Source organism: Microvirga sp. jy35, assembly GCF_056148915.1.
Genome location: NZ_JBWBEW010000013.1, coordinates 53,554 through 68,191, shown reverse-complemented (window position 1 = coordinate 68,191; position 14,638 = coordinate 53,554). Strand labels below are relative to the sequence as shown.

Genomic DNA, 14,638 nt, shown 5'->3' with positions numbered 1-14,638 from the left:
ATGCGCATCAACGATGCCATCATCGGAGCCGTGCTCCTCGCGTTCGCGATCGCGATGTTCGCCTATGCGAGGACACTTCCGGCCATTCCAGGACAGGAGTACGGTGCGGCCGTATTTCCGGTGCTCGTCGCCATGGGGCTTGCAGGCTGCGGCGTCGTGCTGATTGCCTCAGGCTTTCGGCACTGGGAGGGTGCTGTGGCCTGGAGCGATTGGGCTCAGACCCACCATGCTTGGGTCAGGCTTGTCGTGATCTTCGCCTTGATCCTGGCCTATATCGTGGCTGCGCCGGCACTCGGTTTCGTCCCGACATCCATCGCTATCCTGCTGGTGTTTCTGCTGATGATGGGGGTCCGCTGGTGGATAGCAGCGGCCGTGGCGGTCGCCGCAACCGTCCTGATTCAGCAGACCTTTGTTGGATTGCTGCGCGTCCCCCTTCCACTCGGGCTCCTTGGGCCCTGACCCTGATGATGTCATGAGTGCAATCCAGACTGCTTTCGGCCTCGTGTTCCAGCCGGCGGTGCTGGTGACCATCTTTCTTGCAGCCCTGTTCGGGCTCGTGGTCGGCGCAATTCCCGGCCTGACTGCCACGATGGCGATCGCGCTCCTGGTGCCAGTGACCTTCTTCATGGATCCTGTTCCAGCGGTGGGCGCCATGGTGACCTGCTCTGCCATGGCCATCTTCGCCGGCGACATCCCCGGCACGCTGCTGCGCATCCCGGGAACGCCCGCGTCGGCGGCCTACACAGACGAAGCCTACATGATGACTCGCAACGGTGAGGGGGAGATCGCCCTTGGCGCTAACCTGCTCTTCTCGGCCATTGGAGGATTATTCGGCACATTCGTGCTGATTCTGTCCGCCCCGGCTCTCGCCGAGGTCGCCTTGCAGTTCAGCTCCTTCGAGTATTTTTGGATGGCACTGCTCGGTTTGACCTGTGCGGTGTTCATCGGGACAGGAACGCCGGTGAAGGGGCTCGTGAGCCTGTTCATCGGCCTGTTTGTTTCGACCATCGGGCTGAACAATCCAGCCGGCGTGCCCCGCTTCACCTTCGGAAACGCCGAGCTCACCGGAGGCGTGAACTTCATTGCGGCGATGATTGGCCTGTTCGCCGTGTCCGAGGTCTTTCGGTTTGCCATCTCCCATAGCGTCCAGACCGTGCCGCAGGCCGTGATTGGTAATCTCTTTCGAGGCTGGGGGCGGATGATGGTGCAGTACTGGCCGCAGCAGCTGCGCGGCAATGTGCTGGGTACGATCATCGGCGCGCTGCCGGGGGCGGGGGCCGACATCGCAGCCTGGGTCAGTTACGCGGTCAGCAAGAAAATGTCCCGCACTCCCGAGAAGTTCGGAAAAGGGCACGTAGAAGGAATCATTGAGAGTACATCCTCGAACAATGCCGCACTTGCAGGCGCCTGGGTTCCGGCGCTCGTCTTCGGCATCCCTGGCGACAGCATCACGGCCATTGTCATCGGCGTGCTCTACCTGAAGAACATGAACCCGGGTCCGACGATCTTTCTGAACAATCCCGAGTACATCTATGCGGTCTTCATCATCTTCATCCTCGCCAACCTGGTGATGCTGCCCTTGGGGTGGGCTGCCATCAAAGGTGCCCGGACCATTCTGCGCATTCCACGCGAGATCCTGATGCCGTGCATTCTCATGTTCTGCATTGTGGGGGCCTTTGCGATCAACAACTCCGCCTTCGGTGTGGCCGTGATGCTGGTGTTCGGCGTGCTCGGTTTTCTGATGGAGGAGAACGATATTCCCGTCGCTCCCTGCATCCTCGGCATCGTGCTCGGCCCGATGCTTGAGGAGAATTTTGTGACCTCCATGATCAAATCGGATGGCAGCTATCTTGCCTTCTTCGAGCGGCCGATCTCAGGTGCGCTCGGGGTCGCAACGCTGCTCATCTGGCTCGCGCCGATGCTGCTCATGGCGCTGCGCTCCAGAAAGACTGCAATGCCACGGCAGGGCTGACGATCAGGTGATCGCAACCTGCACAAATTGCCGTCAACGGATGAACTGATCGATGTAGTCGGCTCCGAGTCCGTTCTTCGCATAATGCGCCCGGCACTTCTCGATTCGCGTGAAGACGTCGTCGAAGCCAGTCGCATTGCCGTCCGGATCGACGTAGATCATGGCTCCGTTCACCTGGAACAGGGTGATCATCTCCTCGACGTGCGGATCGACGACCAGCGTATGCGTCTCGCCGGGGGCCTCGTAGGCATAGGAGCCCTCGGTGGCAATCCAGTCATGCTCCAGGTACCGCCATTCTCCCTTCAGCACGAAGGCATGCACCGGTTGGGGATGGCGATGGCGTGAGAGCACGCCCGACTTCCGAACCCGCAGCAGGTTCATCCAGTACCCGCGCGAGGCCGCAAGCAGCAGCGGTCGGAACCATACATTCTCCTCCACAGGAACCCAGATCCGTTCGTCCGTCGGGATGGCGTTCGGGATCACGAGCTCGGGCGGGGAGTCTTTCGGCTGCGGATGCCGGTAGGGCACCCACTTGTCGTTCATGGGGGTGCCGGGGGAGGTGGGCTCTGGGCTGGACATGGGATCTGCTCCTCTGAGGCGAGTTGTGGTCAAACAGTCAGATAGCCGCCATCGATGGCCAGGATGGCGCCTGTCACGAACCGAGCCGCGGGCGAGGCCAGGAAGACGGCGCCTCCGGCCACTTCCTCAGGTGCGCCCCAGCGGCCCATGGGAGTGCGGGACAGAATCGGGGCGCTGCGCTCCGGGTCATCCTGCAGAGCCTGCGTGAGAGGCGTCGCAATCCAGCCCGGTGCAACGGCATTGACGCGGATACCGTCGGCCGCCCATGCGGCGGCGAGGCTCTTGGTCAATTGGCCGACGCCACCCTTCGAAGCGCTGTAGGCCGGAACCCGGGGGCCGCCGAAGAAGGTGAGCATGGACGCGACATTGACCACGGAGCCCCTGGTTTCGCAAAGCCTTGCTTTCGAGGCGGAGCAGACCCGCATGGCACCGGTCAGGTTGACTGAGATGACGTCCGCGAAGACGTCCGGGTCGTGCTCCAGGTCACGGCGAATGACGCCCGCGGCGTTGACCAGGATGTCCAAACGGTTGAACTGCGTGACCAGGTAGTCAATCGACGGACCGTCACGGACGTCGAGAACCGCAAATGAGATCCCCGCATTGGTCTCGTCGCCTGCCGCTCGCATTCGCTCGGCCTCACTCGCTCCCGTCGCCGTGACGTTGGCACCCAGGTCCCGGAAGGCCTTGGCACAGGCAAGCCCGATCCCGCTTGTGCCGCCCGTGATTAGAACAGTTTGGCCGTTGAACAGATGTGGGGCAAAAGCATCGGTGATCGGCATGCCGCTGTTCTCTTCAGGGTGTTGATCGGACGCTCGGACGCTCGGCAGGATTCGAAACATAGTGCTTGAATGGGTGTAGCCAAGCAAACCATACCAGCGGACCTCGGCCGCTGCCGAGAGCGTCAGGCAGCTCACATGGAGAAATTCCGGATCGGTCGCTGCATTTGGCCAGCAGATGCAGGTGCAACCTGACGCCGATGCTGGGACATCGCGAGGGAGGAGTTCAAGCAGCTCTACGTGAAATGCCGCTTCGAACCAAAGTGGATTGATCTGGTAGGCGCTTTCGCGTGATGCTGGACCGGAAGCAGGGCGCTGCGGCAGAATGTTGCTTGCGGACGCACCCAACGCAACCGGGACAGAGGAGCAGGGATGTCTTTGATCTCCTATTTGACCACCATTCGATTCCAGGTTGGCGCCCTGTCGGACGTCGGCAACGATATGCGGGAGCTTGGAATCAGGACACCCCTCATTGTTACCGATGCGGGAATCGCGCGCGTCGGCTTGGTCGATCGCCTGATAGGTGTTCTCTCTGCAGGGCAGCACATTCCGGTCTTCGCCGACACGCCCACGAATCCTACGGAGGGCGCAGTGATGGCTGCGCTGGATCTCTACCGTTCCTATGGCTGCGATGGCCTTATCGCCATCGGGGGCGGTTCCCCTATCGATCTGGCCAAGGGTGTGGCTCTTCTGTCGACACACGAAGGATCCCTGGAGCAGTATGCGGCGATCCTAGGCGGAATTCCTAAGATCTCCGCGGCCGTGGCCCCGCTCATTGCCATTCCAACCACCGCCGGGACAGGCAGCGAGGTCGGCCGGGCGGCCCTGATCACCTTGGAGGATGGCCGAAAGCTCGGATTTATCTCTCCCCATCTCATCCCGAAGCGCGCCATCTGCGATCCGGATCTCACGCTCGGGCTGCCCCCAGCCTTGACGGCGGCGACTGGAATGGACGCGATCACCCATTGCATCGAGACCTTTCTCAGCCCACGCTTCAACCCACCGGCAGAGGCCATCGCGCTCGACGGCCTAGTTCGTGCCGTCGGAAATATCGAGCGGGCGGTGGCCCAGGGGTCGGATCGCGCGGCCCGGCATGAGATGATGATGGCCGCGCTTGAGGGAGGTCTGACGTTTCAGAAGGGCCTGGGCGCCGTCCATGCCCTCTCGCATCCTCTCGGAGGTCTAAAGCAGGTGTCGCTGCATCATGGGACCCTCAATGCGGTGCTGCTGCCCTACGTGCTTGAGTTCAACAGGAGCCATGCCGAGGCAAAATACGCTACGATCCGCCACCGGTTGGGCCTCAACGACGGCGTGGATCTGGCAGATTATGTCCGCAGTCTCAACTCGCGGCTCGGCATGCCGGCAACGCTGGCTGGGATGGGGGTGCCGCGGGACAGCTTTGCCCTGATCGCAAAAAGCGCGACTGAGGATCACTCCTCCGCGACGAATCCTCGTCCTGCCAGCGAGGCGGATTACAGGGCGATCCTTGAGGCGGCCTATGCAGGGATCACGCTTAAACCGGGTGCCTGATCCATCCACCGTACCTTTCTAACCGTCGGGTCAAGGTTTAGTCAGAGAGGCCTGTCGGAAGACGCCTACCAGCCCCGCCGTCCTCCCCCGTGGTGCGGGGCATCGTCGAAATCGGATGGTGCCTCATAGACCTCGCCATGCCGGGGCTGTCGCGGGTCGACCCAGCGCGGTTCCGGCATGGCCCCATGCCCAGCGGTGCCATCGAGGAGGGCCAACATCCCCTGCAGGACAGATCGGGCGGCACCCACCACCATGTCGGCAAGATCGCGCAGGCGGAGGTCGCCAATGTCGCCGGGATGCTCCTGTGCCCGGGTATACGGCACCGATTGATTGTCCGGGTAACGCTCCGGTGCGCGATCCGGCAGGAGGCCGGAGAGGGCGCCGGCGCCACCCAAGATCAGGATCAGGACAACGGGGATGACGAGGCGAAAGGCAAGGCCAATGACCTTGGAGAGGATGACATAACCGACGACCAGGATGACTGCGGTGGTGATGAAGCCGGCGCTCAAAGTCTCTGCCTCCCTGTTGGGCTGGATATGAGGCGCAACGCCATCAGCGACATCCGCGGCCGTTTTATGGTCACCCTGGCCCAAACGCGGGCTGGTCCGAAGCGGCTGAGATCCCCCGTAGACGTGGAAACATGAGACTCTATCGAACGCGAGAAGCCCCACGGCATCGTCCTTGCGGGGTGTCACACAAAGGTGCTACACACGCATTTTCCGTGCTGCAGGAAGGTGGGCAATTTCAAGTACTTAGCCGGTGGATATGGCTTAGCTTAGAATCCTGGCGCCCCAGCCATCCTCAACTCCCAAGCGACTGTACTGTTTTTCCGGTCCGCCAGATGAAGACGGACGGGGCTTTGGCATTTGGCTGTCAAGCATTTGCAGGCTCGACCCATAAGGTATTTTGCCCTAAGGATGGATGCCAATTGAAATAATGTTGTAGGGGCGAGCGTGGTCTACAGGCAGGATTCGGCGCCGGATCTCAAGCCGCCAGGGAGCAAGGCCCGCTTGCCGTCCCTGAGGGCGCGCCTGCTTCTCATCGTCTTCGTCCTGCTGGTGCCGACCTTCGCCGCCGCTGCCCTGGCCCTCTATACCGGGTACTACCGGGACCGTCAGGAAATTCAGAAACATCTGCTCGAAACGGGACGCGCCCTGTCGCTGGTCCTGGACCGCCAGTTCGGACAGGCGGAGGCGCTTTTATGGGCTCTGGCCTCTTCGACCGTCCTCCAGACCAAGGACCATGCAGCGTTCGATGCCCTCGCGCGCCGGGCAACCCGCTTGCCGGATGCGTGGGTCGTGGTCGAGGAGCCGGGGCGGCAGGTGGTCAACACCCGTTTGCCGCCCGGCGCGGCCCTGCCTGAACTGCCGACGCAGGATCACTGGAAGGGGCTCACCCCTGGTCAGGTGAGGGTCAGCAATCTCTTTACAGGAGTGGTCGCGAAGCAGCCGACCGTCGGCATCGATACGCTCGTGGTCCTCGAGGATGGTTCATCACGATACGTTTCCGTCATCATGCCGGCGGCGGTGATCAATCGCGTTCTCTCGGATCAGGGCCTGCCGCCAGCCTGGATCGGCGCGATCGTGGACCGGAACGGGACGATTGTGGCCCGGTCCCGCAATCCGGAGCCGTTCGTCGGCAAGCCTGCAACCACGGATAATGTGCTGCGGATCCAGTCCAGCGTGGAGCAGGGGGTGTTCGAAGGCACATCCCTTGATGGAGAGGCGATGGTTTTCGCCCTGTCCCGATCCCCATCTTCAGGGTGGTCGACGATTGTCGCCCTTCCGCACTCGGAGTTCGATGCCGGCGCACGCGATCTTGCCCTGGCCCTTGCCGGCGCGGGCAGCGTGCTGCTCGCGCTCGGGGCCATGCTGGCGTTTCACGTCACCCGGCGCATAACCCGCCCTGTCGAGGCCCTGGCAAGAGATGCGCTGGCGCTTCAGGATAGCGGTTTCGCGGTGCCGCTCCGTTCGGCCGACGTTGAGTTCAAGGAAACGTCGGTGCTGCGTCATGCGCTCGAAAGCACGCGGGAGGTCCTGCACCAGCGCAAGAGAGAGCGCGATGAGGCGTATGACCGTCTGAATGAGGTCAAGGAAAGCTTGGCGCTCCGGGTGGATGAGCGGACGCGGGAACTGGAAATGGCCAATGCGAGCCTTCGCGCAAGCCAGGTGGCTCTTGCCGAGCGCGAGGCGCTCTATGCCGGTGTCTTCAGGTTCAGCGCGGATGGCATTCTCGTCTTCAAGCTGTTGTCTCATGGGAGCATCGTGGTCGAGGCATGCAATCCTGTAGTGGAGCACCTCATCGGCAAGCCCTCCGCGGACATCGTCGGACGGCAGTTGAGAGACTTTCTGCCTTCGGACCAATGGCCGGTTCTGGAGGCGCGGGTGCGTGATTGCCTGACGTCCGGACACTTGATGGTCTACGAGCACAAGCACGCCTTCCCTGCGCGCCAAGGCATATGGATGACGACCTTCGTCCCGATCCGCGAAGGGGATGAGCCGGTTGTGCGGGTGCTGGGATCCCTGCGCGATATCACGCACGAGAAGGAGACCGAGGCCGAACTTCGGCAGAGCCGAGACAGGTACAGCACGCTCTTCGAGCATTCTCCGTTCAATCTCGCGGTCATTGGCGTCTACCCGAGTGATCGCTTCGTCTATGAGGATGCCAACACCCCGCTTCTGAAATCTCTGGGATTTAGCCGGGATGAGTTCGTGGGAAAGACGCCCAAGGAGATCTTTGCCTCCGAAACGGCCGAACACGTGTCCAAGCATTATCGCACCTGTGTCGCAACGAAAACGATCGTGGATTTCGAAGTGACCGGAAGCGTACCGATCGGAGAGGTCGTCCGCCGCACCGTGCTCGTCCCGCTGCTCGACGGGCAGGGGCAGGTCACGAAGATCTTCGTGACTTCCATCGATCTCTCGGAGCAGCGCCGCATGGAGGAGCAACTGCGCCAAGCGCAGCGCCTTGAGGCCGTGGGTCAGCTCACCGGAGGGATCGCGCACGACTTCAACAACCTGCTGACGGTCGTGATGGGCAATCTCGACATGTTGAGGCGGGCGAAGCCCGAGCGTGCTCCGCGCCTGATCGACAACGCCATCAACGCGGTCGAGCATGGGCGGAAGCTGACCACGCAGCTTCTCGCCTTCTCACGACGTCAGGCCTTGAGACCCGAAGTAGTGGATCTGAAGGTTTTGATCGGCGGCATGGGCGATATGCTGGCGCAGTCACTGCGCGGGAACATCTCGCTGGAGATCGATCTTGCGGATGATCTGTGGCCTGTCGAGGTCGACCCGGCGCAGCTGCAGGCCGTACTCATCAATCTTGCGGCGAACGCCCGTGACGCCATGCCGAAAGGGGGACAGTTCAACGTCTGTGTACGCAACACGATCTCTCAGAACGACGGCTTGGCCGAGTTCGTGTCCGTCGAGGTCCGCGATACGGGCACCGGCATCCCTCCGGAGGTCCTGCAAAAGGTGTTCGAGCCGTTCCTTACCACGAAGCCTACTGGGCAGGGGACAGGGCTGGGCTTGGCTCAGGTCTACGGCTTCGTTCAGCAGTCGGGCGGATCCGTCGACATCAGGAGCGAGGTCGGTCGCGGAACCACCGTAGCCCTCCTTCTTAGGCGAACGTACAAGCACCGGAGCGAGGGAATTCCGGAAAAGGAGAGCGTGCCTGTGGCCTCCCTCCAGGCATCGCGCATTCTGGTGGTCGAAGACAACTCGCAGGTTGCCGAATTCGCTGTCGCCTTGCTGCGCGAGCAGGGGCATCAAGTGGAGCATTGCGCGTCCGCTCACGATGCGGTCCAGCTGCTGGAGCGGGATGCGCGGTTCGACGCCATATTCTCCGATCTCGTCATGCCCGGAGGGATGGACGGCCTGGACTTGGCCAAGATCGTCCGCGAGCGCTGGCCTGCCATTCCGATCCTGCTGGCGACGGGCTACAGCGATTCCGTCGAGCATGCGGCGCGGGAGGGCTTCCCGATCCTGAGCAAACCCTACCATCCTGCAGAGTTGGATCGGGAATTGCGCCTGCTGATCTCGCAGGCGGGCAGCGGATCGAACGTGCTGCCATTGCGGCCGCGTCAGGCCTGAGGGCTCTGCTGCCTGCGGGGCGGCTGCAGATCGTTCAGCCGCGAGCCGCCCACACCATGCCGCGCCGCAGGATCGTGCGCATTTCAGGCACGTCGAATTCCTTCGCCGCGTGCCCGAGGGAGCTGTAGAACACGCGCCCCTGGCCGTGCCGGCGCTTCCAGACCACCGGCATCACCACGCCGTCGATCCAGGACGCATGCTCGCCGGAGAAGGTCGTGGTCGCGAGAACCTCGTTCGACGGGTCCACATGCATGTAGTACTGCTCGGACCGGTAGTCGAAGTTGCCGATGCCCTCCATCACCGGGTCGTCGGGCCGGGTGACGTTCACACGGTAGTCGATGATGTTGCCCGGATGGGCCACCCACTGGCCGCCGCACATGAACTGGTACTCGACAGCCTCCCGGAAAGCATCGCCCATGCCGCCGTGGAATCCCGCGAGGCCGGCGCCCTCACGCACGGCGAGCGAGAGATTGGCGACTTCATCCTTCTCGATTTTCGACATGGTGAAGATCGGCACGATGAGGCTCATCGTGGACAGCTGAGGACTGGCGAAGGCCTGGGTCGAGTTCTCCAGGTGCACTCGGAAGCCTTCGTCCTGCAGCATTCCGGCGACGATTCCGGCGCATTGCTCCGGCTCATGCCCATGCCAGCCGCCCCATACGATGAGTGCTTCCCGCATCGGTTCCTTCTTTCCAGCGAGGTTCATGGACCTCAGGCGGCGGATGCCGTCTGAGGAAGGCCCTTCCAGAGAATGGAAGCGTCCGCATCCTCCAGAGTGGCCGGACGGTCGAGAGCGGTGGTGATCGCCCTGGGCTGACCGGTCGCTGCCCCTTCGAGGATGCTGTGCATGACCTCGAGAACGTGCAGGCCGAGGCGCCCGCTTGAGCGGTGCGGGGTGCCGTTCAGAACCGCGCTTGCGAGGTCGGCGAGACCAAGCGCCCGGTAATTGGCCTTGTCCGGCACATCGGGAGCCCAGTTGGGCGAGCGCCAGTTGGGAACGCCGAGCGGCATCTCGCTCGAGTCGACGGCGCGCCAGTCCCCGCCGCGTTCGGTGATCTCCACATGGCCGCCGAAGAAGTTCGGATCCGGCACCCGCAGGGACCCTTCCGAGCCGTAGATCTCGATGGCCGGATGGCTGTGCTTCCACACGTCCCAGCTCATGCAGAAGGTCACCTGCGCCCCAGAGGCGAATTCGAGCAGTGCCGTCACGTGGGTGGGCGTCTCGACCGGGATGCGGTCGCCCTTGCGGGGCGACTCCGCTGTCACGATGCGCTCAGGGTACCCGATGCTCGACATGGCGAAGACGCGCTGCACCGGTCCGATCAGGTTGACCAGCGTGCTGAGATAATACGGCGCCATATCGAGGATGGGGCCGCCCCCCGGCTTGAAGAAGAATTCCGGATCCGGGTGCCAGTGCTCCATGCCGTGGGACATGAGGAAGGCCGTTCCCGACAGGATGCGGCCGACCGCGCCATCGTCCACGAGCTTGCGGGCAAGCCGCCCGCCGGCACCGAGGAAAGTGTCGGGCGCGCAGCCGAGATGAAGGCCGCGTGCTTCCGCCTCGTCGACGAGCCTGCGCCCCTGCTCGAAATCGACCGCCAGCGGCTTTTCCGAGAATACATGCTTGCCTGCGCTGAGGGCTGCAAGCGAGACCCCGAAATGGGCGGCCGGTACCGTGAGGTTGACCACGAGATCGATGTCATCGCGGGCCAGGAGCTGATCGACCGACAGGGCTTCGATGCCGTGGCGGCTTGCCTGGGCCTGGGCGATCTCCGGCCTCATGTCCGCGCAGGCGCGCAGGGTCAGGCCGCGATAGGCCGGGATGTTCTGGAGATAGATGCCCGAGATGTTGCCGCATCCGATGATGCCGACATTCAGTGAATTCATGATCATCAATCCTCGATGGAGCGCAGGAAATCGAAGCTGGCGCGGGCGGTCCGGGCCGGGTCGGCGGGCTTGTCGTGCTCGACCACCATCCACTCGGCTCCGGCCTCGCGGCACACGCGCCAGAGGTCGCGCCAGTTCAGCACGCCGGAGCCTACATCGGCCCAGCCGTCCTGATCCTCGTTCTGGCCTGCGGGTGCGATATCCTTCACGTGAGCGGCCGTGACCCTGCTGCCGTACCGGCTGATCCATTCCTTGGGATCCGCATTGCCGCGTACGAGCCAGGCGACATCGACCTGCCAGGCGAGGGGGCTGGAGCCTGCGGCCTCGAAGATCAGTTCGAGCGCCGTCTTCGCGCCGTCCTTCGGCTTCAGCTCCCAATGGTGGTTATGGTAGCCGAGGCGGATGCCTTGGGCCTGAAGGCGCTCTGCAATCTGCCCGAGCTCCTTGCCAAGATCACGCCAGCCATCAGCGGCCATGTCCCGCTCCTCCGGCGGAACGGCCGGCATGTAGAGGTGCGTGAGCCCCAGGGTGCGGCAGGCGTCGACGATGGCGTCGGGCTTCTCACGCAGGGCCGCCATGCTGACATGACTGGAGGATGCTGTCAGGCCGCGGGCATCGAGCTTCGTGCGGACCTCGGCAGCCTTGTCGAGATGCGATCCGACGGTTTCCACATAACGGTAGCCGGCATCCGCGACCGTATCGAGGATCAGGTCCAGATCCTCCAGGGATCGCAAGGTGTAGAGTTGAATCGACAATCTATCCGTGACGCTCATGGGGTCCTCAGGGTTCAGGAAAGCGGGCGCGACAGCTCATGCGCGAGACCTGCCGCGATGTCTGGGTCGTCAAAGGCGCTCGCCGGAATCCGCGGCGAACAGCGAGACTTGGCTTGTGTCGATGTGGAGCGTCATATTCTCGCCCGGCGTGGCCCGGCGAGAGCCGGCGGTGCGGACCTGAACGGAACCGACGCCGTCGCTGCACCAGATCACCGTATCGGCGCCCATGGGCTCCACGATGTCGACCGTGAAACCCGGCCAGATCCCGGTACCAGAAATCTCGAGGTGTTCCGGCCGCACGCCGAGCACCACGTCCTGACCGGACGACGGAGCCGTGATGAATGGGTAGCCTGCCAGAGACAGGCGGCGGTTGCCGGCCAGGAAGCTCAGGCCCTCTCCGGTGTTCTCGAGGCGGCCCTTGATGAAGTTCATCTGAGGCGAGCCGACGAAGCCTGCCACGAACAGGTTGGCCGGGCGGTGATAGATCTCGTCCGGCGTGCCGATCTGCTGGATCTTCTGTTCCTTCATCACGACGATGCGGTCGGCCAGCGTCATGGCCTCGATCTGGTCGTGGGTGACGTAGACCATGGTGGTCTTGCCGAGCCGCGCGTGCAGCCGCTTGATTTCGACGCGCAACTCGTTGCGCAGCTTCGCGTCGAGGTTGGAGAGGGGCTCGTCGAACAGGAACACGGCAGCATCGCGCACCAGAGCCCGCCCGATGGCCACGCGCTGGCGCTGGCCGCCGGAGAGCTGGTCAGGCCGCCGGTCGAGGAGCGGCGTGATCTGCAGGAGCTCGGCCGCCCTGGTGACGCGCTTCTCGATCTCGGGCTTGGGCGTCTTCGCCATCTTCAGGCCGAAGGACATGTTCTCGCGGACGTTCATGCGCGGATAGAGGGCATAGGACTGGAAAACCATGGCGATGCCGCGGTCCTTCGGCTCCTCCCAGGTGACATTCTTCCCGTTGATCCAGATCTGCCCCTCGGCCACGTCGAGCAGTCCCGCGATGGCATTGAGCAGGGTGGACTTGCCGCAGCCCGATGGGCCGAGCAGCACGATGAACTCGCCTTCCTGGATGTCGAGGGAAAGTCCGTCGAAGACCTGAACGGCCTCAAACGCGACGGTTACATCACGAACGGAAACGGTCGACATGGCTTACCCCTTCACAGCGCCGGCGGCGATGCCGCGGACGAACCAGCGCCCGGACACGAAGTAGACGACGAGCGGAACGAGCGCCGCCAGCATGGTGGCTGCCATGTCGACGTTGTAGGCGCGCTCGCCCTGCGTTGAGTTGACGATGTTGTTGAGCTGAACGGTCATGGGCAGGTTCTCGCGACCCGCGAAGGTCAGCCCGAAGATGAAGTCGTTCCAGATGCCCGTGACCTGCAGGATGGCCGCGACCACCAGAATGGGCGTCGACATGGGCAGGATGACCCAGAGGAAGATGGTCCAGAACCCGCCACCGTCGATGCGCGCGGCCTTGAACAATTCGATGGGCAGTCCCGCATAGTAGTTGCGGAAGAGCAGGGTCATGGTCGGCAGGCCGAAGATCACGTGCACCAGCACGATGCAGGTGAGCGAATTGTAGATCCCGGTCAGCGAGAAGATGCGCACCAGCGGATAAAGAAAGACCTGGTACGGGATGAAGGCGCCGAGCAGCAGCACGCCGAACATGACGTTGGCGCCTTTGACCCGCCAGAACGACAGCGCGTAGCCGTTGATCGCGCCGGCAATGATCGAGAGGATCACGGAGGGAATCAGGATGCGCACCGAGTTCCAGAAGCCGACGCTGATGCCGTTGCATTCAAGGCCGGTGCAGGCGGAGGACCATGCCTTCGTCCAGGCCTCGAAGGTCATGGCGGCGGGCAGGGCGAGGATGTTGCCGAGCCGGATCTCCTCCATGGGCTTGAGCGATGTCACCACCATGATCCAGAGCGGCAGCAGGAAGAACAGGGCCGCGGTCACCAGAAAGGCATAGATGCCAATGCGACCGGCGGTGAGGTGGCGGGGACGGCGGCCTTGCGGCTCGGCGGCGCTCATGCATGCCTCCCTTGCGGACGGACGTAGCGAACGTAGATCCAGGGTGCCAGGATCGCGATGACGGTGATCAGCATGATCGTCGCGGCGGCCGTGCCAAGAGCGATGTTGTTGCGCTCGAACAAGTGATCCATGACGAACTTGGCAGGAACCTCGGTGGCGATGCCGGGACCGCCCAGAGTCATCGCAACCACGAGGTCGTAGAGCTTCACGACGCCCGTCGTGAGAAGCACGACCGCCGTGACGACCATGGGCCGGAGGAGGGGCAGAACCACGGAGGTGTAGACGCGCCAGGTCGGGATTCCGTCGACCTTGGCGGCCTTCCACAGATCCTTGTCGACGCCGCGGAGGCCAGCAAGCAGGATCGCCATGGTCAAGCCGGCGCCATGCCAGAGGCCTGCAATGACAATGGTATAGATCGCCATCCTCTGGTTCACGAGCCAGTCGAAGGTGAAGCTCTCGAAGCCCATGTCCCGGACGAGCTTCTGCAGGCCGAGCCCCGGATTGAGGAACCATTGCCAGGCGACGCCCGTGACCACGAAGGACATGGAATAGGGATAGAGAAAGACTGTGCGGAAAAGGCCTTCGCCGCGCACGTTCTGGTCGATGAAGACAGCGAGGAGAAATCCGATGACGAGGCAGCCCGAGATGAACAGGGCGCCGAAGATGACGATGTTGGAGGCCGACGTCAGAAAGCGATCATTGGCGAAGAGGCGGCTGTACTGCGCCAAACCCACCCAATCGAGCTTGGGCAGGAGGGTCGAACTCGTGAAGGAGAGCCTCACGGTCCACAGCATGCAGCCGATATAGACCACGAGTACGATGAGCGCGGTCGGCAGGAGGGCCAAGGCCGCTGGCAGGCGCGTTCTCTTGCGACGCCGGGTTTTGGTGCTGCCTGAGGGCATGCTGGGGGCGCGGATCGAAATGGTATCCATTCGGAAGATCCCGTCGAGAGAGGTCAAGCTTCAACGATGAACGGCTCGCCCCAGCCCC

Annotated in this window: 13 protein-coding genes; 4 read left to right on the top strand and 9 right to left on the bottom strand. The window is 63.1% G+C overall.

The features are described from left to right. Together AC0QTX_RS12540 and AC0QTX_RS12535 are read left to right on the top strand one after the other, a co-directional pair. Entirely contained in the window at nucleotides 1–459 is a 459-nt protein-coding gene (locus tag AC0QTX_RS12540; RefSeq protein WP_213564416.1) for a tripartite tricarboxylate transporter TctB family protein, read from the top strand. A 13-nt stretch (nucleotides 460–472) separates the two neighbouring features. Beyond that, a complete protein-coding gene (locus AC0QTX_RS12535; RefSeq protein ID WP_474604163.1) occupies nucleotides 473–1,972 on the top strand; it encodes a tripartite tricarboxylate transporter permease in 1,500 nt (499 codons plus the stop codon). A gap of 33 nt (nucleotides 1,973–2,005) precedes the next feature. On the opposite strand, the gene AC0QTX_RS12530 is transcribed toward AC0QTX_RS12535, so the two are convergent. Then, nucleotides 2,006–2,551: a cupin domain-containing protein gene (locus AC0QTX_RS12530; protein ID WP_473101468.1), complete on the bottom strand. Its 546-nt coding sequence runs from the start codon at nucleotides 2,549–2,551 to the stop codon at nucleotides 2,006–2,008. Between the two features lie 29 nt (nucleotides 2,552–2,580). After that, nucleotides 2,581–3,330: an SDR family NAD(P)-dependent oxidoreductase gene (locus AC0QTX_RS12525; RefSeq protein ID WP_474604162.1), complete on the bottom strand. Its 750-nt coding sequence runs from the start codon at nucleotides 3,328–3,330 to the stop codon at nucleotides 2,581–2,583. A gap of 369 nt (nucleotides 3,331–3,699) precedes the next feature. Between AC0QTX_RS12525 and AC0QTX_RS12520 the strand changes: the two genes are divergently transcribed. Next, complete coding sequence (locus AC0QTX_RS12520; RefSeq protein WP_474604161.1) at nucleotides 3,700–4,857, top strand: iron-containing alcohol dehydrogenase; 1,158 nt, start codon at nucleotides 3,700–3,702, stop codon at nucleotides 4,855–4,857. Between the two features lie 65 nt (nucleotides 4,858–4,922). On the opposite strand, the gene AC0QTX_RS12515 is transcribed toward AC0QTX_RS12520, so the two are convergent. Further along, nucleotides 4,923–5,366, bottom strand: coding sequence for a hypothetical protein (locus AC0QTX_RS12515; RefSeq protein WP_474604160.1), 444 nt, complete (start codon nucleotides 5,364–5,366; stop codon nucleotides 4,923–4,925). 501 nt (nucleotides 5,367–5,867) lie between these two features. On the opposite strand from AC0QTX_RS12515, the gene AC0QTX_RS12510 reads away from it, so the two are divergent. Then, entirely contained in the window at nucleotides 5,868–8,951 is a 3,084-nt protein-coding gene (locus tag AC0QTX_RS12510; protein ID WP_474604159.1) for a PAS domain-containing protein, read from the top strand. Between the two features lie 34 nt (nucleotides 8,952–8,985). Here the strand turns inward: AC0QTX_RS12510 and AC0QTX_RS12505 are convergent, their stop codons facing one another. The 6 genes from AC0QTX_RS12505 to AC0QTX_RS12480 all read right to left on the bottom strand — a co-directional run bounded on the left by AC0QTX_RS12505 (nucleotide 8,986) and on the right by AC0QTX_RS12480 (nucleotide 14,580). Beyond that, the gene (locus AC0QTX_RS12505; protein ID WP_474604158.1) at nucleotides 8,986–9,630 is read right to left on the bottom strand and encodes a ThuA domain-containing protein; all 645 of its coding nucleotides are present in this window, start codon (nucleotides 9,628–9,630) and stop codon (nucleotides 8,986–8,988) included. 32 nt (nucleotides 9,631–9,662) lie between these two features. Further along, nucleotides 9,663–10,838 (bottom strand): Gfo/Idh/MocA family protein, encoded by a 1,176-nt coding sequence (locus tag AC0QTX_RS12500; RefSeq protein ID WP_474604157.1) that lies wholly within the window; start codon nucleotides 10,836–10,838, stop codon nucleotides 9,663–9,665. Nucleotides 10,839–10,843: 5 nt separating this feature from the next. Next, nucleotides 10,844–11,611 (bottom strand): sugar phosphate isomerase/epimerase family protein, encoded by a 768-nt coding sequence (locus AC0QTX_RS12495; protein WP_474604156.1) that lies wholly within the window; start codon nucleotides 11,609–11,611, stop codon nucleotides 10,844–10,846. Between the two features lie 69 nt (nucleotides 11,612–11,680). Further along, entirely contained in the window at nucleotides 11,681–12,760 is a 1,080-nt protein-coding gene (locus tag AC0QTX_RS12490; protein WP_474604155.1) for an ABC transporter ATP-binding protein, read from the bottom strand. A 3-nt stretch (nucleotides 12,761–12,763) separates the two neighbouring features. Then, nucleotides 12,764–13,648 (bottom strand): carbohydrate ABC transporter permease, encoded by an 885-nt coding sequence (locus tag AC0QTX_RS12485; RefSeq protein WP_474604154.1) that lies wholly within the window; start codon nucleotides 13,646–13,648, stop codon nucleotides 12,764–12,766. Continuing rightward, nucleotides 13,645–14,580: a carbohydrate ABC transporter permease gene (locus tag AC0QTX_RS12480; protein WP_474604153.1), complete on the bottom strand. Its 936-nt coding sequence runs from the start codon at nucleotides 14,578–14,580 to the stop codon at nucleotides 13,645–13,647. The genes AC0QTX_RS12485 and AC0QTX_RS12480 overlap by 4 nt, the downstream gene beginning before the upstream one ends. Nucleotides 14,581–14,638 lie beyond the last annotated feature (58 nt).

Coding starts and splice junctions, on each gene's coding strand:
- AC0QTX_RS12540 (WP_213564416.1), top strand. CDS start 1: ATGCGCATCAACGATGCCATCATCGGAGCCGTGCTCCTCGCGTTCGCG.
- AC0QTX_RS12535 (WP_474604163.1), top strand. CDS start 473: ATGAGTGCAATCCAGACTGCTTTCGGCCTCGTGTTCCAGCCGGCGGTG.
- AC0QTX_RS12530 (WP_473101468.1), bottom strand. CDS start 2,551: ATGTCCAGCCCAGAGCCCACCTCCCCCGGCACCCCCATGAACGACAAG.
- AC0QTX_RS12525 (WP_474604162.1), bottom strand. CDS start 3,330: ATGCCGATCACCGATGCTTTTGCCCCACATCTGTTCAACGGCCAAACT.
- AC0QTX_RS12520 (WP_474604161.1), top strand. CDS start 3,700: ATGTCTTTGATCTCCTATTTGACCACCATTCGATTCCAGGTTGGCGCC.
- AC0QTX_RS12505 (WP_474604158.1), bottom strand. CDS start 9,630: ATGCGGGAAGCACTCATCGTATGGGGCGGCTGGCATGGGCATGAGCCG.
- AC0QTX_RS12500 (WP_474604157.1), bottom strand. CDS start 10,838: ATGAATTCACTGAATGTCGGCATCATCGGATGCGGCAACATCTCGGGC.
- AC0QTX_RS12495 (WP_474604156.1), bottom strand. CDS start 11,611: ATGAGCGTCACGGATAGATTGTCGATTCAACTCTACACCTTGCGATCC.
- AC0QTX_RS12490 (WP_474604155.1), bottom strand. CDS start 12,760: ATGTCGACCGTTTCCGTTCGTGATGTAACCGTCGCGTTTGAGGCCGTT.
- AC0QTX_RS12485 (WP_474604154.1), bottom strand. CDS start 13,648: ATGAGCGCCGCCGAGCCGCAAGGCCGCCGTCCCCGCCACCTCACCGCC.
- AC0QTX_RS12480 (WP_474604153.1), bottom strand. CDS start 14,580: ATGGATACCATTTCGATCCGCGCCCCCAGCATGCCCTCAGGCAGCACC.